The organism is Halomonas nitroreducens, assembly GCF_003966155.1.
Taxonomy (GTDB): Bacteria; Pseudomonadota; Gammaproteobacteria; order Pseudomonadales; family Halomonadaceae; genus Halomonas; species Halomonas nitroreducens.
In genome coordinates, this window is record NZ_RXNS01000019.1 from 40711 (window position 1) to 65735 (window position 25025).

The window sequence follows — 25025 nt, forward strand, 5'->3', positions numbered from 1 at the left end:
CGGAACACTCCCCTGTGTGCCTTGAGGCATGGTCAGATTCTCGTTTGGCGCAAGCGCAGGGCATTGCCCACCACCGAGACCGAGCTGAACGACATGGCCGCGGCGGCGATAATCGGCGACAGCAGCACCCCGAAGGCCGGGTAGAGCACGCCGGCGGCGATCGGCACGCCCAGGCTGTTGTAGCCGAAGGCGAAAACCAGATTCTGCTTGATGTTGCGCATGGTGGCGCGACTGAGCCGGCGGGCGCGCACGATGCCGCGCAGGTCGCCCTTGACCAGGGTCACCCCGGCGCTTTCCATGGCCACATCGGTGCCGGTCCCCATGGCGATGCCGACCTGGGCCTGGGCCAGGGCCGGGGCATCGTTGATGCCGTCGCCGGCCATGGCGACGAAGCGGCCCTCGGCCTGCAGCGCCTTGACCTTCTCTGCCTTCTGCTCCGGCAGGACCTCGGCGATGACCTCGTCGATGCCCAGCCGCCGGGCGACCGCCTGGGCGGTGGTCTGGCTGTCGCCGGTGAGCATCACGATACGGATGCCGTCTTCGTGCAAGGCGTCGATCGCCTCGGGGGTGGTCTCCTTGACCGGGTCGGCCACGGCGACAAGCCCCGCGGGCCGGCCGTCGACGGCGACGAACATGGCGGTCTTGCCCTCGGCGCGCAGGCTCTCGGCGCGCTGGGCCAGTGCCGCGGCCTCGATCCCCTCGGCCTCCATCAAGGCGCGGTTGCCCAGCGCCACCGCCTGCGCGCCGACGCGACCCTTGACGCCCTTGCCGGTGACCGACTCGAAGTCGGTGTAGCGCTCGGGCGAGACGCCGCGCTCCTCGGCGCCCTGGACGATGGCCGCCGCCAGGGGATGCTCGCTACCCCGTTCCAGGGTGGCGGCCAGGCGCAGCACCTGCTCCTCCTCGAAGCCCCCGGCGGCCACCACGTCCTGCAACCGCGGGCGTCCCTCGGTAAGGGTGCCGGTCTTGTCGACGATCAGGGTATCGACCCGGCGCAGCGTCTGGATGGCCTCGGCGTTCTTGAACAGCACGCCCAGCGACGCACCCTTGCCGCTGGCCACCATGATCGACATGGGCGTGGCCAGGCCCAGGGCGCAAGGACAGGCGATGATCAGCACCGCCACGGCATTGATCAGCGCATAGGACATCGCTGGCTCGGGGCCCCAGATCCCCCAGACGATAAAGGTGGCCAGCGCCGCGAGTACCACGGTGGGCACGAAGACACCGGCCACCACGTCCACCAGGTTCTGGATCGGCGCCCGGCTGCGACTGGCCTCGGCGACCATCTGCACGATCTGCGACAGCAGGGTGTCGCTGCCCACCCGCTGGGCCTCGATCACCAGTGATCCCGTGCCGTTGACGGTGGCACCGATGACGGTCTCGCCCTCGGTCTTCTCGATGGGAATGGGTTCGCCGGTGATCATCGACTCGTCCACCGAGGAATTGCCCTCGACGACCACGCCGTCCACCGGCACCTTCTCGCCGGGGCGCACCCGCAGGCGGTCACCGATCTGCACCTGCTCGAGTGGTACGTCTTCTTCACTGCCGTCCTCGTTGACGCGTCGGGCCGTCTTGGGTGCCAGGCCCAGCAGCGCCTTGATGGCGGCATTGGTCTGGCTGCGCGCGCGCAGCTCCATGACCTGGCCTACCAGCACCAGGGTGACGATGACCGCCGCGGCCTCGAAGTAGACTGCCACCTGGCCGGCCTCGTCGCGGAAGGAAGGTGGGAAGAGTTGCGGAAACAGCGTGGCGATCACGCTGTAGAGATAGGCGACGCCCACCCCCAGGCCGATCAGGGTGAACATGTTGAGGTTCCAGCCGACCACCGAGCGGTAGCCGCGCACGAAGAAGGGCCAGCCGCTCCACAGCACCACCGGGGTGGCCAGGGCGAGCTCGAGCCACACGCGGATGTCGTGAGGCACCAGGGCGTCCATGTTCACGCCGGGGATCAGGCCCCCCATGGCCAGCACCACGACCGGTATGGTGAGCACCACGCCGACCCAGAAGCGTCGGGTCATGTCGGCGAGTTCGGGATTTTGCTCCTCCTCGGCGGAGACCTGCCGTGGCTCCAGGGCCATGCCACACTTGGGGCACTCGCCGGGTTCGTCACGGACGATCTCCGGGTGCATGGGACAGGTCCACTCGGTCCGGGTCGCCGGTGCCTGGGGGGCGGTGGGTTCCAGTGCCATGCCGCACTTTGGGCACTCCCCCGGCTGGTCGGACACCACCTCGGGATGCATGGGGCAGGTGTATCGGGCGCCGGTCTGCTGGCCGGCTGTTCCCTGGTCTGTCGCTTCGCGGGCCCGGGAGCACTCCGCGTGCGAAGCAGCCTCGTGGTCATGGTCGTGCTGGTGTTGCGTCATGGCATCGTCTCCTCGCTTCCCTGCATGGTGTCAGTCTCTTGGCCCGTCTCGGAGCGGGTAACCGGTAAGGACGTTGTCCAGAGGGTGATTCCGGATCGGCAACCGCCAATTCGATGTCAGCCTAAAACCCTCGTGTTACCCAATGGTCAAGCGAGGGGGAGCTCCCGCTGGGGCGGATAGCCCTTACCCTTGATCGACGTCATGCAATTCCCGGTTTCTTGATGGCCACCCCTAGCCTGGGCGGCAAAGCTGAACCAGGGCTGAATGGGCGGAGCCTGTTCGTGGCGTCATGGAAGTGTCAGCCAGGCATACCCCGCTGACGTCTCGTATTCCCCATGATAGATGGCGTTAACGGGCATCTGGCGGGACATGGACCGGCTACGCGCGATGCAGCAAGCGCTTGAGGGCCCATCGGTAGCGCGCCGGCACCGCTTTCCAGGCCAGGGGGAGCAGGGTGATGGTGCCGAGTGCGAGCACGGTGAGGCCCGCGCGGCGCAGATCGTCGGAGGCGAGGTGGTCGCCGAAATGCGCCAGCAGGAAGCTCGCCGGTAACACGCCCAGCAGTGTCGCGACGACAAATCGCCAGGCCCTGAGAGGCGAGAGCCCTGCCGCGTAGCTGATGACGTCGAACGAGACGAACGGCATCAGCCGGGTGGCGAAGACGGCGGCCATCAAGGCATTCTGCGAGCCAAGGAAACGCTGCAGCAGGCCCGAGGATGGACGCACTCCGAGCCACACCCTCAGGGCGTCATACCCCAGCAGGCGGGCGATGCAAAAGGCGATCAGCGCGCCCGTACCGGAGCCGATGGCGACATAGAGGGTCCCCCAGGCATGGCCATAGACCGCGCCGGCGGCGAGTGCGATCGGGGCGCTGGGAATCGGGCTCATGACGATAGCCAGGGTCATCAGGCCGATGACCAGGACCGGCCCCAACGGGCCAAGGCGTATCACTGCCTGTTCGAGGGTGTCGCCTGTCTGAAGGGCATGCAGCATTCCGGTGCGCCACAGCACCAGGAAGGTGGCAAGGAAGGCGGCAAGCAGCACGATGCCCCACAGGATGCGGCGTCGGGAGGCGCGGGAAAGCCCAGGGGATGCGTTATTCTGTGGCATGTCGATTGCGCCCAACTGCGGTCACCCTCTGCTGTCGCGGGATCATGGCTCGGCACCGACGCGATGAAGCCTTGTCGTCCGGTAGACGTCCATCGGGTCGCAAGGCCGTCCTAGCGGTGTGTCCGCTTCAGTCGACGAAATCCCGGAACGGCGGCGGCAATCGCCAGTAGTACCATCACCCCGAGCACCCATGTCGGCACATAGAAGGTGGTATAGAGCTCCCAGCCCAGCAGGCGGGGCAGGGCGGAGAAGAAGGTGGGAGCCCCGGCCAGGTGACCGCCCAGGGTACCGGTCAGCGCGAACAGCCAGGCCCCCAGCAGTCCCAGCACCACCAGGACCAGGCCACGCAGGCCGCTGAAGGCGTCACGGCCCCCGACCCATACCAGCACGACCAGCATGAGATAGACCGCCAGGGACCAGAAGGCCATCAGCAGGTGGTTGCGCGTCAGCGGGCTGTGCAAGAGGGCCTCGAGGGACCAGACGCCATAGCCGCTGAGCATCGTGGCCAGGGCCCCCAGGACGCCGAGGATCAGCACCGGCAGGAGGGCGGCCTGGCAGAGGTCGGCGAGCCGTCCCCTGGCCAGCACGCCGACCAGGATCATCAGGCTGGCCAGTGCCCAGAAGGCGACGGGAAAGTGGGCGAGCATATGGTGCATGCCGGTCATGGTGTGCCTCCCGAATGATGGCGCCTGAAGGCGGGCAGCAGGCCGATGAACAGGCCGGCCAGCAACAGCAGGCCCGCGACCAGGGTCAGGGCCCACTGGCGCCGGATGGCGTCCTGGAACTCCATCTCCACCCCGTAGTGGGCCAACTGGCGCTCGTGGTGGTGAGCCCGCACCGGCAGCCCAGCCGCGATGTCCTCGGCGCCGGCGTGGGCCTCGCTGATCAGCAGTGGCCAGTCGACCTGCCCGGGGTAGTAGAGCGTCAGGTCGAACCACGGTTGGGACCAGTCCGGCGCGCCCTCCGTCACCCTCGAGGCGAGGATGTCGGCCTCGCGCCCCAGGCCCAGGGAGTAGGGGAGGGACACGTAGTGCCAGCGGCTGCCGGTGGCGTTGCGGTGTACGGCGAAGGCCAGATCATAGTGTCCCTGCGGGGCGAAGGCCTTGTCGTCCGGCTGGCCGGTGTCGAGGTCGCGGACCAGCGTCACGTCCCAGTAGCCGTCCGACCAGCGTGCGTCGCCGACGACCCGGATGTCACCCCGGGAGCCCTCACCCTCTCGAAGCAGCCGGCGGGGGATGACATCTCCCTCCTGCCAGTCGTGGTCGGGATCGAAGGGTACGGCGAAGGCCTCGGCGAGGTAGTAGAGGCCGTCGAAGTCGACGCGCTCGGCAGTGACATCCTCCCAGCGCAGGGCATGACGGCCGGTGGCCTCGGGGTCGAACATCCACTGGGGCCGGGCGTTCTCGGCATCCCAGTTGGTGGTGTAGGGCCCCTGACCGGCGTCGCTGTGGCGATGCTCACCGACCCACTGGTCGTCCGACATGCCCACCGCATTGGAGCGCCCCGCCCGCCAGTGCCAGAGATCGAGGAAGTAGCCGCTGGCCTGCTGGGCCGCCAGCTGTGGCGCGTCGACGACGCTGTCCCACTGGGCGACGTCGCCTCGGGTCTCGGGCAGGTGCTTGCGCACCTCGGTCTGGCCAAGGGTCTCGCCCAGGTAGGGATGGGCGGCCACTGCCTCGGCGGGGGCCTCGTCGCTGAAGAAGCGCATGCGGTCGCCCACGGTGATGTAGCCGCCATAGCGACCGAAGTCGGGAACGGAGCCGTCGTCGACCAGCATGGTCACCCGGTCCTCGTAGGTGCCTTCCGGCTGGGGACCCACAGGGGACGCGCCATGGCGGACCCACTCACCATCCGTGTAGCGCAGCATGTCGTGATAGACATGCGGTCGCTCGGTCGGCCAGCGATAGCGGAACCAGATGCGTTCCCCATCATGGGCCACCTTGACCTGCAGTGGCATGGTCAGCTGATCAGGGATATAGAGGTTACGGTCCGGATCGTTGTGGATCACGCCGCTTCCCTGGGTGACCCAGGCCAAGCCCAGGCCCACCAGGCCCCCGGCCAGAAGAAGAGGAATCGCCTTGTCGCGCATGCCGGGCATCCGTGGTGGAAGGAATGCTCTCAGCGTAGGCGCCCCCGCGGGCTAGCCCCTTGATCGTGATCAAATCCGAGCCAACGAGTCGCGGCCATGCAGTCTCTGGAAGATCCGAGTGCCTCTCTCTGGCTGTTTGCGAATCGAATCAACCGAGATCGATGGGGAGAAGACGGGAGTCGATGGGTGCCGATGGTCTGGGACCGCCGTCGGGTTGGGAACACGAAAGAACAAGGCCAGCTTTCGCTGGCCTTGAGCACGACAGGCAGGTCATCAACGTTAGAGCAGCATCATTCGACGTTGAGGTGAAGATTATAGCGGTTGGCGACCTCGTCGGCGCTTCCCATGGCGGTGCCACTCACCTCCAGAATATAGGTTCCGGGCCGGACCCGCTTCGAGATAAGAAAGTGACCGCGAGTGTCGGAATCCCTGGAGACGAGCTTGCCCGATTCGTCGTATAGAGCCCCTTCGATCATCGTGTTCGCGCTGGACTCGCCCGCAAAGTGCTCGCTGCTGATCTCGATCGTTTGATCGCGACTAACGTGGACTTCATAGCGCTTTGGCCCGGCGGCGCTCAGGATCTGGGTATCGGTCACTCCTGGCTCGAGCGTTATCGGCTCGCGTGACTGACCGCCGGTGACGGCGAAAGAAGCTGACGAGAAGAGGCTCAACATCGCTACACTCAGGAATACGGCTTGACGCTTCATGGGATACCTCCTTGGTTGGTTGACGATTCAAGTATGGAGGTGGAAGCTGAAATGACGCTGAAATAAAGAAAAGCGCCACATGAAGCATGTGGCGCAAAGAGGGAGTGGCGAGGCGGGAATCAATACCAGAAGCGCAATCCAGCGACGATGCCGGTATCTTCCACATCTTTCCCTTCAATGCGGGCGAGATCGGCCGTTTCGCCGTAGGCCTTCTCCCAGTAGACACCGAGGTAGGGCGCAAACTTTCGCGTCACCTCATAGCGGAGTCGTAGCCCTGTGCGTATGGAGTTCAGCCCCTCACCGACGCCGAACGCCGGGACATCATCACCCGCTACCGCGATCTCCACTCGAGGTTGGAGATACGTACGCTGTGTGAGCCGGAGGTCGTATTCACCCTCGAGTCCGGCCGAGATGTCGCCATCATCACTGACTCTCAGGTCAATGTCGGTCTCGAAGCGATGGGGGGCAAGCCCCTGCAGGTTGATGACCCCGAAGTAGCGTCCCGGGTGATCGTCGGTGGCGATACCTCCCTGATAGCCGATACCTCCCTGAAGCTCCCAGAATGGGGCGATCAGGCGACTATACAGCAGGTCGAGGTTCTCGAATTCGGCGGCTTCGTTATCCCCCTGGACGTTCTCTCCTTCGCCCTTCAGGTACAGCCGGTTGAGGTCGCCGCCATACCAGGCACGAAAGTCCCATGCCAGGGCGTCCTCACCCTTGTCGGCTGACGCGTATTCGAGGCGGTCGACGAGCAGCGATCCACGCGAGTGTTCGGTAATCGGCGAGGGCCAGTCGTGTGGCGCATCGTACCCGTCTTCGGCGTGTGATCCGGTGGCGGCCAGCATGACAAGGCTGGTGCCGATACCCACGGTGATGATCCTGGACTTCATGAACACTCCTCAGGCAACCTTGACAACCCGGAACATGCCGGCATCCATGTGATAGAGCAGGTGGCAATGGAAGGCCCAGCTCCCCTCGGCGTCGGCAGTGACCAGCGCGGAGAGGCGTTCTCCGGGCTTGATGTTCAGGGTATGCTTGCGGGGAATCAGCTCGCCGGCGCCGTTCTCCAGTTCCATCCACATGCCATGCAGATGAATGGGGTGCTCCATCATGGTGTTGTTGACCAGGATCAGTCTCAGGCGCTCATCTTTCGCGAAGTGGATCGGTCCGGTGACCTCGCTGAACTTCTTGCCGTCGAAGGACCACATATAGCGCTCCATGTTGCCGGTCAGATGAAGCTCCAGCTCGCGACCCGGCGGGCGCCGATCCGGCCAAGGACGAATCGCCTTCAGGTCGCGATAGACCAGCACGCGCCGCTCACGCGGGTCGAGACCGATGCCTGGCTGGTCGAGACGGGCGCCCGGTTGCACCGTGCCCGCGGGAAGTATTCCACCTGCCTGGTGGGCTGCCATGCCGGTCATGCCCGCGTGGTCCATGCCGGTCATGCCCGCGTGGTCCATACCGGCCATGCCCGAGCTATCCATGCTGATCATCCGGGCATGGTCCAGTTTCGGACTGTCGGGCTGGTTCGGTCCCATCATCCCGGCATGCTCCTCGGTTTGCATGCCGGACATGTCCATTCCCGCGTGGCTGCCCATGGCCTCCATGCCGCGATCGGCGATCCGGCGCCGCGCCGGGATGGCGGCGGCCATGCCGAGCCTGGGGGCCAGGGTACCGATGGCATAGCCGCTGCGATCCATGGACTCCGCGAACAGCGTATAGGCCGTATCGGCCTCGGGCTTCACCAGGACGTCATAGGTCTCGGCGATCCCGATCCGGAACTCGTCAACGGGGACGGGTTGGACCGGCTGGCCATCGGCGGCCACGACCGTCATCGTGAGCCCGGGAATACGCACGTCGAAGTAGCTCATGGCCGAGCCGTTGATGATACGTAGCCGCTGGGTTTCGCCGGGCTTGAACAGGGCCGTCCAGTTCTGATTCGGCGAGTGCCCGTTCATCAAGTAGGTATAGGTACTGCCGGTGACGTCGGCGATATCGCGAGAGCTCATGCGCATCCGTGCCCACATGGCCCGTTGGGTAGCGGTATCGGTGAAGCCGTGCTTCTCCACATCGGCAAAAAAGTCCGCGACCGTTCTTTCCTGGAAGTTGTAGTAGCCTTCACCGGTCTTCAGGTTGCGGAAGATGGTGGCGGGTTCCTCGAAGCTCCAGTCGGTCAACAGCAGGACATGCTCACGGTCGTAGCGGAAGGGCTCACGCTCGGCGGCATCGATGATCAGGGGCCCGGCATGGCCGAGCTGTTCCTGCAGCCCCGAGTGGCTGTGATACCAGTAGGTGCCACTCTGTCGAACCGGGAAGCGATAGCTGAAGGTGTCGCCCGGGCCGATGCCGGCAAAGCTGACGCCGGGGACGCCGTCCATGTCGGGGGGGAGGATCAAGCCGTGCCAATGGATGGAGGTGGGCTCTTCCAGCAGATTGGTGACACGAAGCACCGCATCCTGGCCCTCCTTGAGGCGAATGAGCGGGCCGGGACTGGTGCCATTGATGCTGATGGGGCGGGCATCCCTTCCGGCGACCGGGTAGGCTGCACGGCGAATGGCCAACGAGACCTCTGGGCCACTCTCGGTGCCTTGGGGATATGCCGTGGTCTGGCCCCAGGGGCTGGCCCAGGCCGGGGTGAGGCCCAACGTCATCGCGCCGAGCCCCAAGGCACTGGCTCCCTTGAGAACCTGACGCCGATTCACTGGCAGAGCAGGGTGCTTAGCCGTTGTCATGCATGACTCCTTTCCAGGACGATAAGACGGAGCCGATGATGCCGCGGCAAGCTGAACCCTTGCTGAATGCTTGATCAGTCGTCGGGAAGACGGATGGTGACCCTCAGCCCCGAGTCGGGAGGCGTCTCAAACTCGACGGACCCGGCATAGTGATCGAGGAGCTGCATGAGGATCGAGACCCCCAGTCCATGGCCCGGGCGCCCCTCGTCGAGGCGCTGCCCGCGCTGCCCCAGCCGGGTGATCTGCTCCGGTGGGATGCCGGGGCCATCGTCCTCCACCACCAGGAGCAGTCCGTCGGACAGGGTCGCACGAATGCGGATAGTGTGGCGTGCCCACTTGCCGGCGTTATCCAGCACGATCCCCACCATTTCCATGAAGTCCTGTCGCTCGATGGATAGGCACGATGTGTCGTCGAGGGGCGCGTCCCAGTCGAAGACCTTGTCGGGGTAGAGGGACCCGAACATCTCCAGCAGCCCTTCGATCTCACGCCGGATGAGAGTGTGCTGGCCGGAATCGGGGCCGGCGATTCTCGAGCGACGCAACTCGGCATTCAGATGAGCCTGAATGTCTTCCAGCCGGGCGAGTATCTTGGCTCGTCGCTTTGGGTCGATGGGGCGCGTGCCACGCATGACCTGCATGATCGCGGCCATGGGGGTCTTGAGCGCATGCGAGAGATCGGCGACGGCATGACGTGAACGCTGCAGGCGACTGGCCTGGGCATCCATGAACCGGTTGAGTTGATCGACCAGCATATCGAGCTCTGTCGGCACCGTTAGCTGCAAGCGCGCTCGCCGTCCCAGCCGAAGTTCGTCGAGTTGACGTTGCAGCTGAGCGATGGGGCGTAGTCCGGCGCTCACGGCCAGCATGTTCAAAACGATGAGTAGCAGTAATACCAGGCCAGCGATGATGCCGATCCACCAGTGCAGCCTGCTCAGTCCCGCCTCGACGCGGTCGAAGCCCTCGCCGACCAGCAGGACCCCCTCGTGACCGGCGATAGCGAAAGGGCGGCGATAGACGAGCAGATGGCTGTCCTGGCGATGCACATCCATCAGGGTGATCTCGTCACTGTCCAGCAGAGGATAGAGCCTCGCCAGCCAGGCGGGGTGCGAGGTCGTGACCTCACCGTCCAGACGTAGCACATACAGGTGACGAAAGACTTGCGCTGCCACGCTCGACGGGGCGGCAAGCGGCGGGCGATGTGTCGGCTGCTGGCGCAGCCTGTCGAGGGTATATTCGGCCTCCTGACGCAAGCGGTCACCGAGAAAGTCACGGGCCAGGTCACGGAGCAGTATCCCGTGCAGCAGCCAGGTCACGCCCATCACGATGATCGCCGCCCCACCCAGCCAGAGCAGCAACCTGACCCTCAGGCTACGACCATCAAGACGAGGCAAGGACATACCCCTGGCCGCGGCGCGTCGTGATGACGTCCTTGCCCAGGCGTCGGCGCAGGCGCCCGATATAGACCTCCACCAGGTTGGGGGCCGGCGCATCCTGTTCCAGGGTGTAGAGCTGGTCGAGCAGACGCAGCTTGGAGTGGACGCGGTCCGGGTGATGCATCAGGAAACGCAGTAGCCGGAACTCGGTCGACGTCAGGGACTGCCAGTTGTCCCCTTCGGTGCTCACTCGCTGCTGATGCTCATCGAGACGGATGCCATTGACGGTCAGGATATGGCCCGCATTGCCATGCTGGCGCCTGAGCAGGGCATGCAGCCTGGCCAGGAGTTCTGCCTCATGGAAGGGTTTGGTCAGATAGTCATCGGCTCCACGGCGCAAGCCAACCACCTTGTCTTCCCAGGTGTCGCGGGCCGTGAGGGCCAGGACGGGCTGCCGATAGCCTCGTTCTCGCCAGCGTTCGAGCAGATCGAGACCGGAACCGTCGGGTAGTCCGATATCCAGGATAACGAGCGCGTACTCTTCCGTTGCCATCAGTGAGTCAGCCACACGCAAGCGTGTGGCCGTATCGACGCGATAGCCTTCGTCGCTCAGGGTCTCCGCCAGGCTCTCGCCCAGCAGGTCATCGTCTTCGAGAAGCAGTAGCTTCATGGCTTATCCTTCGATCTGGATGTCACCGTTCATGCCCGCTTCATAGTGTCCGGGGATGTTACAGGCGAATTCCACTTCCTCGACGTTATGGGGCGCGGTCCAGACCAGGGTGGCGGTCTCGCCGGGGGGAATAGTCACCGAGGGCATGTTGCCAGCGTCATCCTGTCCACCGCCATGATGGCCAGCACTCATGTCGTGTCCACCGCTGGAGGCCATCTCGCGCATCATCTCGCGATGCTGCGCCTGATCCTCACTACCTCCGATCACGAATTCATGTTCGAGGTTGCCGGCATTCGTAATCTCGAACTTCACCGTCTCGCCGGGGGCGATCTCCAGCTTGCCGGGCGTGAACCACATGTCACCGGCCTCGAAGGCGAAGGTTCGATCGATTGACTGTTGAGCGTCGGCCTGCGATTTGCCGCTGCCGTGCCCGGCACCGGCCAGGGCGGTAGTGGACGCCAGACCGAGAACGGCTGCGAGTAATGTCTTACGCATGTTGATACCTCTAGCGGGTCAGTGGGCCGTCCATTTCTAAGCCATCAAGCTGAATCGTGGCTGAATGCCGCTTGACTCAGCCATGGACAACGATGATCCGCTCCCTGGTTCCGATGCCGGCGGCGTCTCTGTGCGTCTCATGGTCGCGACGGGCCGGAGGCGATCCCCCGGCCCGGACCGAAGCCACCGGATACCCGTCGATACCCGATGACCGCATGTCGGCAGGATATCCGCCATCTGGCGTCACAGCGTCATGAAGGGGGACTCCTGCCGGTCGCGGAACTGGTAGACCTCATAGGGCTCCCGCTGCGGCCCCGGCATCCCGGGCGTGCCGCTCGGCATGCCGGCGAGCCCGATGCCGTCGATGTCGGGCTGCTGATCGAAGAGGGCCTCGAGCGCTGCCAGGGGCACATGCCCCTCGATCACGTAGTCGCCCATAACGACGGTATGGCAGGCGCCGAGCCCGTAGGGAACGCCTTCGGCCTGCTTGACCTCGCCGAGTTCCCTGTCGTCGACGAGGGTCACATCGACGCCCATTCGCTCCAGGTGGCGGGCATAGCCATCGCAGCAGCCGCACTGGGGGTTCTTGTAGAGGGTGGCCTCGTCCGGCAGGGCGGCATGGGCCGTGGTGGCGCCCAGCAGCAGGCCGGTCGCCATCAAGAGGTGGGGCATGGTGAGTTTCATGAGCGATCTCCCTTGCTGGAGGTAAACAGATATTTGATGAGGGCGGCAATAGCGAGCCCGAGCAGTGACAGGACGGCGAGCGGCATCAGCCAACCCAGCCAGCCCATGTGGCCCATGGTGGCGAAACAATCGGTGAACATGGCGCGACTCTCCAAGAGCAGCTGTCGTGTACGGATGACGGTCTGACGGTGACAGGCAATGCCTCAGGGCCTGTCGGACTGGCTCAGGCTCTCGGGGGGCGGCGGGGGGGCTGAGGAGTGTGGTCATTCACGGCGATGGCCGCGATGGGAGGCAAGGCGCGCGGGGCGATGACCGCCGGCTGGGCGGAGGTGACGGGGGCCGCACAGGCAGCGCTGCAGGACTCATCCGTATCGAGAATCTCGCCCTGAAACTGGGCACAGTCGACCTGGCAGGCGTCGACGACCGCATGGCTGGAAAGGGTGGCGAAGGCGAACGACAGGACCAGAAGCAGCGCCAGCAGGCGTCGCCAAGCCGTGTGATGCGGCGATGTCCAGGTCCGTAGTGCCATGAGGGGCTCCTCGATATCTCGTCGGCTATTGAACCCCGATTGCCCCGGACGATGCAATCATCCGAGGTGGGGCCGGGGCAAAGACCGAGCCCGGGGCCTCAATGGGGGTAATCCTGGGTATCGGGATCAGCGACTGCTTTGCTTGGGACGACATGCCCGTCCTGTCCCGGGGCCACTCGCGAAAGGCGCAAAGGAGATAGACTTGTTCCAGAACCGGCCCGATTCTGGCCGGATCTGCTGCGTCGAGGGAGGGCTGGAGAATGTGTGGCCGCTTCGCTCTCTATAGCCCCTATCCGAGCCTCTGCAAGGCGCTGCGCCTGCCGCTGGAGCCTCGGGAGCTGGCGCCGCGCTACAATGTGGCACCGGGAACCTGGATCACCGTGGTGCGTCATCCCAGCGATGAGGCGCCACTGGTGATGGATGAGGTATGGTGGGGCTTTCGGCCGCACTGGGCCAGAGCGACGGCGCCCGAGCCCATCAACGCCACCGTCGAGAAGGTGGCCAGCTCCAATTACTTTCGCGGGGCCTTCGCCCACCATCGCTGCCTGGTGCCGGCGGATGGCTGGTACGAATGGCAGCCGCTGGATGGCGGGAAGCAGCCTCACTTCCTGTGCCGCCAGGATCGCGAGCCGCTCTGGCTGGCGGGCATCTGGAGCGAGCGGCCAGACGGCAGGCCCGGCTGTGCCATCCTCACCGAGCCGGCACGCGGCGTGGCCCGGGCGATCCACCCACGCATGCCGCTGGTCCTGGACGCCGAGAGCCTGGCGCCCTGGCTCGATCCCCGCCTGACCGACCGGGAGACGCTCCGCCGGGTGGTGCATCACCTGGACCCCGAGCGGCTCACCCATTGGCCGGTGAGTCCGCGCGTGAACCGACCCACTCAGGACGACGCCGCGCTGGTCAGCCCGGCGGCCTCCTGATGGGTAAAGTGCTCGGTAGCATGCCCGCAGTCCCGGCAGGTGATGCAGTAGCGATTGCTTTCCAGGGGGCGCAGGTCGAAGGCCGCCCAGACGGGGCCTTCCTGGGCCCGGATCTCCGTCGCACCGCAGGGGCACATCATCATCCAGCCGCCCGCGGGATCCGACATCAGCTCGATCTCTTGCATGCTCGAGGTCTCCTTGTGTTGTCCATCAGCATGCCGGATGGGGCCCCTGGCCGATGTAAGAGATCGCTTATTCCGGCTGTACGCCTGGGCATATTCTTTCCTGTCGGGCCCCCGTCGGGCGGCAGTATCGGCAGGGTGATCGCGGCCGCAGGAGGTGGCGGGAGGCTCGCAGGCGAGGAAGGCGTGCCATGATCATGCCGGTGATCGCCGACGCGAGATATCGGTGATCGCCTACGCGAGGTCGCGGCGATGGCCTGCAGCGCGGTGGCGCATCGGGTACCAGACTACAGGGGTGATGCCAGTCCCCCCGCGTACCGATGGATCTGGGTTCGATCCGCGTAGGGCATCATTCACCGAACACCCGGCCAGGGAGCCGGCCGGGCGTTCGGTTCCAGCGAGGCGCCATGTTCCGCGCTGCCACTCCCCCGTCATCGCCTGCCATCCGGTCTCCGCGGGTGCCGGGGCGTGTTTAACAGGCCCCTGTATGTCACTGCCCGATCGGCCCCCGGGGCTTGGATCGACCCGGCGGGTCGCCTGCCCGGGCGAGGGCGCTCAGGCCATGGCGGCCGTTGGCACCTCGGGAAGGTGCCGGACCCACTCCAGGGCGGTCGACTTCTCGCGGGTCGGGAAGGTGCGGATCTCCATGGTCCTGAACAGGCGGTTCTCGAGTCGCGTCAGGTGACGCACCCAGTGCTTGTCGCTGAGCACCGCGGCGCGATAATAGCGATCCAGGTCGCCGATCTGGGTCAGGGCATAGCCCAGATCGCGGAGGAAAGCGGTAAACGTCATCCAGCGCATCTCGTCGAGCTCGGTATAGAGGCTGACGCGGGGATGGCGCTTCTTGACGGTCTCGATGGCATCGATGGCCGGCTGCAGGTCGGCGGCGGTCACGCGACCGCTGACCCGCATCGCCACCACATGGTCGGCCCCCGGGGGCAGCAGTTCGAGCATCGCGTCGTCCTCCTTGATGGGGGCGTGGAAGGGTGTCTTTGCAGCATAGTCTCTTGCCAAGGGACCGGCCTCAGAAAGGCCGGTTCCCGCACCTTCGGCATCAGGCAGCGTGTCGTCCGCGGCGGTGCGGGCGGGGTCGCCCGGCGCTACACTGGGGAAAACGACGAGAACCTTGCCATGCAACCACGCATCAGCATGATCACCCTGGGTGTGGCCGACCTGGCGCGGGCCGTGCGCTTCTACGAGCAGGGGCTCGGCTGGCCGCGCCTCGAGTCGCCGCCCGCGGTGGCGTTCTTTCCGCTGCACGGGACCTGGCTTAGTCTCTATGGTCGCGAGGCGCTGGCCGAGGATGCCGGCGTGCCCGCCGAGGGCAGCGGCTTCGCTGGGGTCGCCCTGGCGCACAACGTCGCCAGCGAGGCCGAGGTGGACGTGGTGCTGGCGCAGGCCGTGCAGGCCGGCGCGCGGCTGGTCAAGCCCGGGCAGCGGGTGTTCTGGGGCGGGTATTCCGGCTACTTCGCCGATCCGGACGGCCACCTCTGGGAGGTCGCCCACAATCCCTTCCTGTGGATCGGCCCCGGCGTCGAGTGAGCGAGTCACCGGGCGTGATCAGTGCGACGCCGGGTGATCCCCCATCTCGCGGTCCAGGCGGCGGGCCACCTCGCCGGGCGAGCCGGTGCGCCGGGCCAGCAGGTCGTAGGCCACCGGTACCACAAACAGCGTGAACAGCGTGGCGCTGGCCAGCCCGCAGAGGATCACCGTGCCGATCACCAGGCGGGTCTCCGCCCCCGCGCCGCTGGAGAGGATCAGCGGGACCGCGCCGGCCATGGTGGTCACGGCGGTCATTACCACCGGGCGCAGGCGGGTCACGGCGGCCTGAACCAGGGCCTCGCGGAACGGCTGACCGGCGTCGCGCAGCTGGTTGGCGAACTCGACGATGAGGATGCCGTTCTTGGCGGCCAGCCCCACTAGCATCACCAGGCCCACCTGGCTATAGATGTTCAGCGATTGTCCGCTGAGATAGAGCCCCAGCAGGGCGCCGACCATGGCCAGGGGCACCGTGGACATGATCACCAGGGGGTGGATGAAGCTCTCGAACTGGCCGGCCAGCACCAGGAACACCACCAGCACGCCCAGGCCCAGCAGCAGGGTTGTCGCGCCGCTGGCCTCCAGGTAGTCCCGGGCCGCCCCCTTGACGTCCGTCTGGGCCTCGGCAGGGAGGACCTCGTCGACGCTGGCCTCCAGGTAGGCGAGGGCGTCGCCCAGGGCGTAGTCGTCGGCCAGGTCGGCCTGGATGGTGACGGCCCGCAGGCGGTTGTAGCGGTTCAGGGTGCTGGGGCCTGCAAAGTCGGTCAGCGTGACCATGCTGGACAGCGGGATCAGCTCGCCGGAGCGCTCCGAGCGGACCATGATACTGGCCAGCGAGCGGGGGCTGGGACGGGCGCCGCGTTCCCCCTCGAGGATGACATCGTATTCCTGGCCATCGTCCACATAGCGGGTCACGCTGCGCCCCCCGAGCAGGGTCTCGAGGGTCTGGCCGATCTCGCTGACGGTGACCCCCAGGTCGGCTGCCCGAGAGTAGTCGATGGTCACCCGCAATTGCGGCTGGTTCTCCTCGTAGTCGCTCTCCAGGCCGGTCAGGCGCGGGTTGTCCTCACGCACATGGGCGATCAGGGTGTCACGCCACTCGGCGAGTTGCTCATAGGTGCCGCCGCCCAGCACGAACTGCATCGACTGCTCGATGTTCCGGCCGAAGCCCTGGCGCATCACCGCAAAGGTCCGCACCCCCGGCAGGTCGGCCAGCCGGGCCCGGACCTCGGCCATGATCGGCCAGGCCGGTCGCCGCGCGTCCCAGTCGGCGAGCCCCACGATGACGAAGCCGCCGTTGAAGTTCTCGATGTTGCCCCAGCCCCGTGGGGCGCGGATCAGCACCCGCTCGATCTCGCCGCGCTGGCGCATCGGCAGCAGACGGGCCTCGATCTCGTCCATGTAGTCGAGCATGTAGTCGTAGGTGGCCCCGGGCGGACCGTTGACCAGCACGAAGAAGGTACCCCGGTCCTCGCTGGGGGTGTATTCCCGAGGCAACTGGGTATTGAGCCAGAGCATGCCGCCGAACAGCCCCGCGAACAGCGCCACGACCAGCCAGCGCCGGTGCAAGACCCGCTCGAGCAGGGCCCGGTAGCCGGCGCGGGTGGCCGTCAGGGCGCGATGGACGCCGTGGGCCAGGCGGCCCTCGTGCATGTCCCGCTTCAGTATCTTGGAAGCCATCATCGGCGTCAGAGTCAGGGCCAGCAGCGTCGAGATGATCACGGCGGCGGACAGGGTCAGGGCGAACTCCGTGAACAGCCGGCCGATATCCCCTTGCAGGGCGCTCAATGGCACGAACACGGCCACCAGCACCAGGGTGGTGGCGATCACCGCGAAGGCGATCTGGCGGCTGCCGCGGTAGGCGGCCACCAGTGCCGTTTCGCCATGCTCCTGCATGCGCCGATGGATGTTCTCCAGCATCACGATGGCATCGTCGACGATCAGGCCGATGGCCAGCACCAGGGCCAGCAGGGTCAGCAGGTTGATGGTGAAGCCCATGGCCGCCAGGGCCGCGAAGGTGCCGATCAGGGCAATCGGCACGGTGACGGCGGGGATCAAGGTGGTGCGCAGGTTGCCGAGGAAGGCGAAGATGGCGACCACTACCAGGCCCATGGCGATGAACAGGGTCTGCACGACCTGGCCGATGGCGCCCGAGACGAAGGACGAAGCGTCGTAGTTGACCTGCAGCGTCATCCCCTCGGGCAGGGTGGGGGCGAGGCGGGCACGCTCCGCCTTGACTGCCTCGGAGAGGGCCAGGACGTTGGCGGTGGACTGCTTGATCATGCCCAGGCCGACCATGGGCAGGCCGTTGCCGCGAAACAGGGTGCGCTCTTCCACCGCGCCGATCTCCACCCGGGCCACGTCGCCGAGGCGGACCAGGTAGCCGCCCGTGCCCTGGTCGAGGACCAGGGCACGGAAGTCCGCCGGGGTGGCGAAGCTGCGGGGCAGTCGCACCATGAACTGGCGGTCCTGCGACTCCACGGTGCCGCCGGGCAGTTCGACGTTCTCCTCTCGAAGGGCGTCCTCCACGTCGCCCACGGTCAGTCCCCGGGCCGCCAGGGCATCGCCATCCAGCCAGATGCGCATGGCGTACTCGCGACCGCCCACGACCAGCACCCGCGAGACCCCGTCCTGTACCGAGAAGCGGTCACTGAGGTAGCGCTCCGCGTAGTCGGTGAGCTCGCCGATGTCGTAGTCCGCGCCGGACAGGGCCAGCCACATCACCACGTCGGAGCTGGCATCGGCCTTCTGCACCTCGGGGGGCTCGGCCTCGTCCGGCAGGTTGCCCCGGGCGCCGGCGATGCGGTCGCGGATGTCGTTGGCCGCGGCGTCGATGTCCTTGTCCAGGCCGAATTCCACGTTGATGCTCGAGCGGCCGTCTTCGCTGGAAGAGCTGATCACCTCGATGCCCGAGACCCCCGAGATGCGGTCTTCCAGCACCTGGGTGATGCGGGTTTCCACCACGCTGGCCGAGGCGCCGGGGTAGCGGGTGTCGATGCTGACCACCGGCGGGTCGATGGTGGGATACTCCTGCAGGGGCAGGCGGGTCAGGGCCAGCAGTCCAAAGGCCACGATCAGCGCGGCCAGGACCGTGGCCAGCACCGGCCGCTGAACGGAGATGTCGGACAGGCGCATCAGGCACCCCCTCCGTCGCGATCGGCCTCGAGCAGCTCGCGCACCGTGGTGGTGTCGTCGACGATGCCCAGCAGGCGCACCCGGGCGCCGTCACGCGTCCGCTCGACACCGTGGCTGACCACCAGGTCGCCCGGAGTGAGGCCGGCCAGGATCTCCACCTCGCCGGGGCGCCGCTCGCCCACTCGCACCCGACGTCTCTCGATGCGCCCGTCGTCGTCCTCGTGGATTCGCAGCACATGGTGCCGCTCCCCCTCGGGGATCAACGCCGACTCCGGGATCACCAGGGTATCCCGCAGGCGGCGGGCCAGGGTCACCTCCATCAGCATGCCGGGGCGTAGCCGTTCCGTCGGGTTGGCCAGCAAGGCGCGTACCGGCACGCTGCGGCTGACCGGGTCTACCCGCGAGCCGATGGTGGCGATCTCGCCCTCGAAGCGGGCCGCCGGGAAGGCGGCGCTGCGCGCCGTCAGGGACATCCCCGGGGCCAGCGAGCCGAGCTCGACCTCGGGGACACGAAAGTCGAGCTTCATGCGATCGAGCTTGTCCAGGGTGGCGAGCTCCATGCCCGGCGTGACCAGGGTGCCGACGCTGACCCGGCGAAAGCCCATCACGCCATCGAAGGGGGCGCGGATGCGGTAATTGGCCAGCCGGGCCTCGAGCGCGGCGATCTCGGCCTCCACCTGGCGCAGCCGGGCGCGGCTGTCCTCCACCTCGGCGCGAGGGGCCAGGTTGCGCTGCTCGAGCTGGGCCAGGCGGTTCACCGCGGCCAGCCGCTCGTCGCGCAAGGCCTGGGCAGCGCGCAGCTTGGCGCGTGGCTCGGCGTCGGCGAGACGGATCAGCAACTGGCCCGCCTGCACATGCTCGCCGCCTTCGAAATCGATCTGGGCGATGATCTCGGTGACGGTGGCGGAGAGGGTCACGCTCTCGTCGGCCTCGAGGGTGCCAAGGGCCTCGAGGGGATCGGCCCAGTCGCTGAGCGTGGCCCGGGCACCGATCACCGCGGTGCGCTCCTGGGCGGCCAGCGGCAGGGATGAGAGGAGAACGAAGAGCAGCAGCATCAGGCCCATCCGCCATCGGGCGGGGAGCCGGGTCGATCTCGGGGTCATGTAGGCTCGCAAGGTCCAGCGTGTCGATGAGCGACCGGGCGTCCTGCCCGGCCATTCTCGTGCCGGCGAGCCGTTGGACCCAGGCTTGCCGGCTTGGTTGCAGGCCAGTCTACCACCCGTCTGCCCCAGGCCCAGCCGGAGATGTCATCCCTGACTGCAAGATAATCCTATACCCCCTGCAAGATCCTCCAAGCGTAACTGGATTGTAACCGCGATGCTCAAGACCGTGGGCCGGCGGTAAGCGATGCCGGGCCTACAACAGCATGACGAGTCTGATCAGACACAACAGGAGATTTGATCATGAGCAAGTTGATGCAGGGTATCGAGCGCTTCTGGAAGGAAGAAGAAGGCACCGAGGTGGTGGAATGGGCTCTGGTAGGGGGCCTTATAGTTGCCGTTGGCGCTGCAATATTTGTGGCAATTGGTGATAATGCAGCACAATTTCTTACGGCTATTAATGACGTATTTACTGCTAATGGGGGTACAGCAACTGTCCAGTAATTTCTATGCCCGTTGTAATTGATGTTCGCCGACATGGATGTTGGCGAAATTCCTTGGCTTGGTTTTGATGGTGGACTTTATGCGCCACGAACTTCTGCTTATCTATGGCTTCGTGCTGCTATTGGTTTGGAGTGCGTCGGTTTGGGATCTGCGCCAACGGCGCATCCCCAACGCTCTTGTTCTGGCCGGGGCCGTCGTGGGAGTGCTGCTGCAGGGTGCGCTGTCAGGATCGGGCGGTGCCCTGGCCGCCATCCATGGTCTGCTGGTGGGGCTGGCGATTCTGATACCCGGCTACCTGATGGGCTTTACCGGCGCCGGTGATGCCAAGCTAATGGCCGCGGTGGGAACCTTTCTAGGGCCGTTGGGGGCATTCCAGGCCGGGTTGGTCAGTATTATTTTTGGCGGAATAATCGGGATTTTGTTTGCGGCGACGGCACTGTTCAACAAGAGTTCCGTTTCACCATTGGGCCGCTACAGATTGATGGTAGAGACGTTGGTAGTAACCGGAAAGCCGTTCTATATAGCACCCAAGAAAGGCGAGGTGATGGGCAAGAGGTTTCCCTTTGCGGTGTCGATCGCCCTCGGCACGACCGCCTGGATTTTCTGGCAATGGTCGCTGGGTTAGTTGGGACAAAGTAAGCGTCCATTACCAGACCATTCGATAATGAAATAATAGGTTGTAACAATATGTGAGGTCGCTCATGTCCCAGGAAGCAGCAACATTACATGATGTCACAAAGGGTCATGCAACTGCTCGGCAGGCACCTCGCCCCGCCACGGTGGAGGAGACCGGGCTGCCTTTGCTCTATCTGGCCGACCTGCTCTCCAAGCAGCTTATCGAACGGGGAGCGCAGGATATTCACGAGCTGAGTCGCGGTAGCGCCCTGAGCGGCAGCGTGGTGGAAGAGGTCTGCCATTTCTTGCGCCAGGATGCCCGAGCCGAGGTGCGCGGCCAGGCACGCTCCGGCGCCCTGGTGATCGGCCTGACCGACCGGGGGCGTGCCGCCGCCCTGGAGGCCTTGGGGCGGGATGGCTACTCGGGCATGGCGCCCGTGCCCCTGGCCGACTACTGCCGCCATGTGAAGGCCCAGGCCCTGAACAAGGTGGGGCTGGATCGCGATACCGTAATGGAGGCCTTCGCCGATACGGTCATCGATCCGGCATTGCTCGACCAGCTCGGCCCGGGGCTCCACTCGGGACGGGCCATGTTCATCCACGGCGAGGCGGGCACGGGCAAGAGCTATATCGCCCGGCGGCTGATGCGGCTACTGCCGGGGGAGGTGCTGGTGCCCCATGCCATCCTGGTCGGTGGCAAGGCCGTGCGCTGCTTCGATGCGGCGGTCCACCATCCGGTGGCGGATGACCAGGGGGAGGTGTCCTCCCTGTACCTTGGGCAGGGGCACGATCCCCGCTATTTACGCTGCCTGCGTCCCTGCGTGGTCACCGGTGGCGAGTTGACCATGGGGCGACTCGAGGTGCAGTACGATGCGGCGACCCGCATCCACCAGGCGCCGGTCCAGCTGCTCGCCAACAACGGCATGCTGGTGATCGATGACCTGGGTCGCCAGCGAATGACCACGACGGAACTCTTCAATCGCTGGATCGTGCCGCTGGAGGAGCGCCGCGACTTCCTGTCGTTGAGCAACGGCCACCATTTCAGCGTGCCCTTCGACGTGGCCCTGGTGTTCTCTACCAACCTGGATCCACTGGCCCTGGCCGACGCCGCCTTCCTGCGCCGGATCGGCTACAAGATTCGTTTCGCGCCTTTAGAACGCAAATCCTACCAGGCGATCTGGCAGCAGCAGTGCCGAGACCTCGAGCTGGCCTATGCGCCCGAACTGGTCGATTTCGTGATCGATGAGCTGCATAAGCGCCATGACGTGCCGCTGTTGGCCTGTCATCCGCGCGATCTTCTCGGCCTGGCCAGGGATCGCCTCGAGTACTGGGGCGGCGAGACGTTGGAGCGCGACACCCTGTCCTGGGCGTGGCGGACTTATTTCGGAGACTTCACTGACGATGAAGCCTCCAGCAACGGGAGGAATGTCTCATGAAACGCAAGGGTATCGTTGCCATGTTCCTGGCGTCGCTGGTCATGGCCGCCGGTGCGGCCCTGGTCGCCATGAACTGGATGCAACAGCAAGGCAGTGATGACGTGGCCAAGGTGAGCCAGGTGGTAGTGGCAACCGTGGAGATTCCCTTCGGCTCGCGGGTGCAGGCATCCGATCTCAAGCTCATGCCCATGCCCCCCGAGTCGGTGCCCGAAGGCAGTTTCTCGGATATCGAGGACGTGGTAGGGCGCGTCAACACCCAGGTGGTCTATGCCGGGGAAATCCTCCACGAGGGGCGAGTCGTCGAGCACATGGAAGGCAGCGCCCTGGCGGCGGTACTGGAGCAGGGCAAGCGGGCGATGAGCGTGCGCGTCGACGATGTGGTCGGCGTGGCCGGCTTCCTGCTGCCAGGCAACCGGGTGGATGTGGTGGCGACCCAACGCAACAACGGTAGCCGCTCCAACGTGGAATCCCGGACGGTGCTGCACAACCTCAAGGTGCTGGCGGTGGACCAGATCGCCTCCCAGGACCGGGACGACCCGGTGATCGTGCGCGCCGTGACCCTGGAGGTCACGCCCGACGAAGCCGAGACCCTGGTCGAGGCGACCCAGGAAGGCAAGGTGCAGCTGACCCTGCGCAATCCCATGGACAAGGACGACGACGTCTCCGGCCTGATGGCGGCGCAGCGCTCGGTGCTCAACCTTCCCGAGCCGGTGGAGAAGCCGGAACCGGCGCCGCGTCCGGTGGCGCGCCGGGCACCCATTCAGCACCAGGTCAGTGTCCTGCGGGGCACCCAGATGAGTACGGTGAGCGTCAAGAACTAAAGACCGCCCATAACTAATACAAAAGGACTACCTTCAAGTTGAGAGGTCCTTACTAGCACGGGTTGCAGGGGAGAAGTGTCATGACAAGGCGAAACATTGCACTCAAGTGGTTGATGATAGCAGGGCTGAGCCTGCCGATGGTGGGGTCGGCAACGAGCCTGCTCGCTCAGGAGCCGGTGAGTCGGGAAGGTTCCCGCCGCCTGGCGATGCCCCTCGAGGGGCGTGCAGAATCGGTAGCTGTCGAGCTCAACAAGGGGCAGGTGCTCGCCTTCCCGAGACCGGTACGGGTGGTCTCGGTGGGCAACCCCGAGGTGGCCGACATCGTGGTGATGGGCTCCCGTCAGCTCTATGTGCTGGGCAAGTCGACGGGCACGACGAATGTCGTGCTGTGGGACAGGCAGGAGGGGGTCGAGGGGGCGCTGAACGTGACCGTGACCCATGACCTGGGCACCCTCAAGAGCAACTTTCATGCCCTGCTACCCGGCGAGAACATCCAGGTACGCTCGGCTCAGGACACCATCGTGCTGAGTGGCGAGGTGTCGAGTGCCGAGCGCCTGGAGACGGCGATGCGCCTTGCTTCTCGTTACGCCGGCAGCGAGGAAGGCGTGCTCAACCTGATGCAGGTGGGCGGTGCCAACCAGGTGATGCTGGATGTACGGGTGGCCGAGGTCTCGCGCTCCCTGGTCAAACGTCTCGAAGCCAACTTCAACGTCTTCAACGTGGGCTCCTCGGCGCTGCGGCTGGGTGCGGTCAGCGGCGGGGCCAGCTTCCCGGATGCCGTCTTCGAGGGGGCCGAAGGCCTCGGCGGCCGACTGCCGGTGTTCGGCGGGGGTACGCCTGTCGGACCAGTCGTCTCGGAGTTCTCACCGGCGACGGCGAGCATCGAGGATACCGGGATCTTCGCCAGCTATCAGGGCAGTGACTATCTACTGAACCTGGTGCTGGACGCGGCCAGCCGCGAGGGGGTTGCCAAGATCCTCGCCGAGCCCAACCTGACGACCCTGACCGGCCAGCAGGCGCAGTTCCTGGCCGGCGGGGAGTTTCCGATCCCCGTGCCCCAGGGCGATGGCCAGGTCACCATCGACTACAAGGAATTCGGGGTGGGGCTGCGCTTCCTGCCTGTGGTCCTGGATTCCGGGGCCATCAATCTGAAGGTGGATGTCTCGGTCTCGGACCTGGTGCCGGCCAATAGTCTGAGGGTCGGGGTGGGAGACGAGTCATCCTCGCAGTTCTTTGTCCCGGCCCTGGTCCAGCGCAGTGCCAGTTCGACACTCGAACTCGCCTCGGGTCAGACCATCGCCATCGCCGGCATGCTCAACGAGAGCCTCCGGGAGAACGTCTCCAAGCTGCCGGGACTGGGGGAGCTGCCGGTACTGGGGGCGCTGTTCCGTAGCCAGGAGTTCATCAAGGAGCAGACGGAGCTGGTGATCTTCGTCACCCCGAAGCTGGCACGCTCCTTCGAGCCCGAGCAGGCGCGCCTGCCCACCGGCTCCTTCGTGCCCCCCACCGACGCGGACTTCTATCTGCTGGGCAGCTTCAAGCCCGTCCTCGAGGCGGGGGAGCGCCGTAGGCCACCGTCCGACCTCGAACTCGAAATGATGTCCGGCCGCCCCGAGGGCGGTACCGAGGGCCGATTCGGTCATGACCTGTGAACTGCCTGCTGGGAGAAAGAACCATGTCTCGTACCGCAATCGCATCTTCGGCCCGTCGTCCGCTCATCGGCTGGCTACTGGCCGCAGGCTGTGCCTTGGCGCTGACCGGCTGCATGGCCCCACGGCCGGGCGCCGACCTGCCGGCCTTCGGCGAGAGTGTTCGCCACACCAAGGCGATCCAAACCTATCAGCCCGGGGATCCCGTGCCCACCCTGGGCGGCGCCAAGGCCGCCGAGGCCATGCGGGGCTATCGAACCCCGGCAGGGGGCGCGCAACAGTCCTCGCCCATGACCACGACCTCCGTGTCGCTGCCCTGAGGGATGGGGGGTAGCCGTCTCGTCGCTCAGATATCGACTTCGAGGTCTGGTC

The 25025-nt window shown here is 65.8% G+C and carries 25 protein-coding genes; 8 read left to right on the forward strand and 17 right to left on the reverse strand.

Annotation, left to right across the window (positions count from 1 at the left end):
* Positions 1–32 precede the first annotated feature (32 nt).
* From EKG36_RS17255 to EKG36_RS17310, 13 genes are all read right to left on the reverse strand, one after another.
* The gene (locus EKG36_RS17255) at positions 33–2363 is read right to left on the reverse strand and encodes a copper-transporting P-type ATPase (protein ID WP_126486364.1); all 2331 of its coding nucleotides are present in this window, start codon (positions 2361–2363) and stop codon (positions 33–35) included.
* 378 nt (positions 2364–2741) lie between these two features.
* A complete protein-coding gene (locus tag EKG36_RS17260) occupies positions 2742–3488 on the reverse strand; it encodes a TVP38/TMEM64 family protein (protein WP_221766115.1) in 747 nt (248 codons plus the stop codon).
* A gap of 95 nt (positions 3489–3583) precedes the next feature.
* A complete protein-coding gene (locus EKG36_RS17265) occupies positions 3584–4138 on the reverse strand; it encodes a heme ABC transporter permease (protein ID WP_126486366.1) in 555 nt (184 codons plus the stop codon).
* On the reverse strand, positions 4135–5562 hold the full coding sequence (locus EKG36_RS17270) for an ethylbenzene dehydrogenase-related protein (protein ID WP_126486368.1): 1428 nt from the start codon (positions 5560–5562) through the stop codon (positions 4135–4137). The genes EKG36_RS17265 and EKG36_RS17270 overlap by 4 nt, the downstream gene beginning before the upstream one ends.
* Before the next feature lie 290 nt (positions 5563–5852).
* Positions 5853–6269: a hypothetical protein gene (locus EKG36_RS17275; RefSeq protein WP_126486369.1), complete on the reverse strand. Its 417-nt coding sequence runs from the start codon at positions 6267–6269 to the stop codon at positions 5853–5855.
* A gap of 119 nt (positions 6270–6388) precedes the next feature.
* Positions 6389–7159, reverse strand: a complete 771-nt coding sequence (locus EKG36_RS17280; protein WP_126486371.1) for a copper resistance protein B — start codon at positions 7157–7159, stop codon at positions 6389–6391.
* Between the two features lie 9 nt (positions 7160–7168).
* Entirely contained in the window at positions 7169–9001 is a 1833-nt protein-coding gene (locus EKG36_RS17285) for a copper resistance system multicopper oxidase (RefSeq protein WP_126486373.1), read from the reverse strand.
* A 74-nt stretch (positions 9002–9075) separates the two neighbouring features.
* Positions 9076–10356, reverse strand: coding sequence for an ATP-binding protein (locus tag EKG36_RS17290; RefSeq protein WP_246007551.1), 1281 nt, complete (start codon positions 10354–10356; stop codon positions 9076–9078).
* Between the two features lie 22 nt (positions 10357–10378).
* Positions 10379–11044, reverse strand: coding sequence for a response regulator (locus EKG36_RS17295; RefSeq protein WP_126486375.1), 666 nt, complete (start codon positions 11042–11044; stop codon positions 10379–10381).
* Positions 11045–11047: 3 nt separating this feature from the next.
* Positions 11048–11539 (reverse strand): cupredoxin domain-containing protein, encoded by a 492-nt coding sequence (locus tag EKG36_RS17300; protein WP_126486377.1) that lies wholly within the window; start codon positions 11537–11539, stop codon positions 11048–11050.
* Positions 11540–11782: 243 nt separating this feature from the next.
* Positions 11783–12223: a DUF411 domain-containing protein gene (locus tag EKG36_RS17305; protein WP_246007552.1), complete on the reverse strand. Its 441-nt coding sequence runs from the start codon at positions 12221–12223 to the stop codon at positions 11783–11785.
* Positions 12220–12363, reverse strand: coding sequence for a hypothetical protein (locus tag EKG36_RS20540; RefSeq protein WP_185827597.1), 144 nt, complete (start codon positions 12361–12363; stop codon positions 12220–12222). The genes EKG36_RS17305 and EKG36_RS20540 overlap by 4 nt, the downstream gene beginning before the upstream one ends.
* 83 nt (positions 12364–12446) lie before the next feature.
* Positions 12447–12752 carry a hypothetical protein gene (locus EKG36_RS17310; RefSeq protein ID WP_126486379.1) on the reverse strand — a complete coding sequence of 102 codons (306 nt, stop codon included), beginning with the start codon at positions 12750–12752 and terminating at the stop codon, positions 12447–12449.
* 260 nt (positions 12753–13012) lie between these two features.
* Here EKG36_RS17310 and EKG36_RS17315 point away from each other — a divergent pair, with 260 nt between their 5' ends.
* Positions 13013–13672 carry an SOS response-associated peptidase gene (locus EKG36_RS17315; RefSeq protein WP_126486381.1) on the forward strand — a complete coding sequence of 220 codons (660 nt, stop codon included), beginning with the start codon at positions 13013–13015 and terminating at the stop codon, positions 13670–13672.
* Here EKG36_RS17315 and EKG36_RS17320 read toward each other — a convergent pair.
* On the reverse strand, positions 13633–13857 hold the full coding sequence (locus tag EKG36_RS17320; RefSeq protein WP_126486383.1) for a hypothetical protein: 225 nt from the start codon (positions 13855–13857) through the stop codon (positions 13633–13635). The two genes, EKG36_RS17315 and EKG36_RS17320, sit on opposite strands and share 40 nt — an antisense overlap.
* A 552-nt stretch (positions 13858–14409) precedes the next feature.
* Entirely contained in the window at positions 14410–14808 is a 399-nt protein-coding gene (locus tag EKG36_RS17325) for a SpoIIAA family protein (RefSeq protein ID WP_126486385.1), read from the reverse strand.
* Between the two features lie 177 nt (positions 14809–14985).
* Between EKG36_RS17325 and EKG36_RS17330 the strand changes: the two genes are divergently transcribed.
* Positions 14986–15396 carry a VOC family protein gene (locus EKG36_RS17330; RefSeq protein WP_126486387.1) on the forward strand — a complete coding sequence of 137 codons (411 nt, stop codon included), beginning with the start codon at positions 14986–14988 and terminating at the stop codon, positions 15394–15396.
* An 18-nt stretch (positions 15397–15414) separates the two neighbouring features.
* Here EKG36_RS17330 and EKG36_RS17335 read toward each other — a convergent pair whose 3' ends face one another.
* A complete protein-coding gene (locus EKG36_RS17335; RefSeq protein ID WP_126486389.1) occupies positions 15415–18528 on the reverse strand; it encodes an efflux RND transporter permease subunit in 3114 nt (1037 codons plus the stop codon).
* Positions 18528–19592, reverse strand: a complete 1065-nt coding sequence (locus EKG36_RS17340) for an efflux RND transporter periplasmic adaptor subunit (RefSeq protein ID WP_126486450.1) — start codon at positions 19590–19592, stop codon at positions 18528–18530. The genes EKG36_RS17335 and EKG36_RS17340 overlap by 1 nt, the downstream gene beginning before the upstream one ends.
* Before the next feature lie 339 nt (positions 19593–19931).
* On the opposite strand from EKG36_RS17340, the gene EKG36_RS17345 reads away from it, so the two are divergent.
* The 6 genes from EKG36_RS17345 (at position 19932) to EKG36_RS17370 (ending at position 24973) form a co-directional block, all read left to right on the forward strand.
* Positions 19932–20132 (forward strand): Flp family type IVb pilin, encoded by a 201-nt coding sequence (locus EKG36_RS17345; RefSeq protein ID WP_126486391.1) that lies wholly within the window; start codon positions 19932–19934, stop codon positions 20130–20132.
* A 37-nt stretch (positions 20133–20169) separates the two neighbouring features.
* Positions 20170–20757, forward strand: coding sequence for an A24 family peptidase (locus tag EKG36_RS17350; protein ID WP_246007554.1), 588 nt, complete (start codon positions 20170–20172; stop codon positions 20755–20757).
* Between the two features lie 175 nt (positions 20758–20932).
* A complete protein-coding gene (locus EKG36_RS17355) occupies positions 20933–22183 on the forward strand; it encodes a P-loop NTPase family protein (protein ID WP_221766116.1) in 1251 nt (416 codons plus the stop codon).
* Positions 22180–23004 carry a Flp pilus assembly protein CpaB gene (gene cpaB / locus EKG36_RS17360; RefSeq protein ID WP_126486397.1) on the forward strand — a complete coding sequence of 275 codons (825 nt, stop codon included), beginning with the start codon at positions 22180–22182 and terminating at the stop codon, positions 23002–23004. The genes EKG36_RS17355 and cpaB overlap by 4 nt, the downstream gene beginning before the upstream one ends.
* An 80-nt stretch (positions 23005–23084) precedes the next feature.
* A complete protein-coding gene (locus EKG36_RS17365; RefSeq protein WP_246007555.1) occupies positions 23085–24656 on the forward strand; it encodes a type II and III secretion system protein family protein in 1572 nt (523 codons plus the stop codon).
* A gap of 23 nt (positions 24657–24679) precedes the next feature.
* On the forward strand, positions 24680–24973 hold the full coding sequence (locus tag EKG36_RS17370) for a hypothetical protein (RefSeq protein ID WP_126486399.1): 294 nt from the start codon (positions 24680–24682) through the stop codon (positions 24971–24973).
* Positions 24974–25025 lie beyond the last annotated feature (52 nt).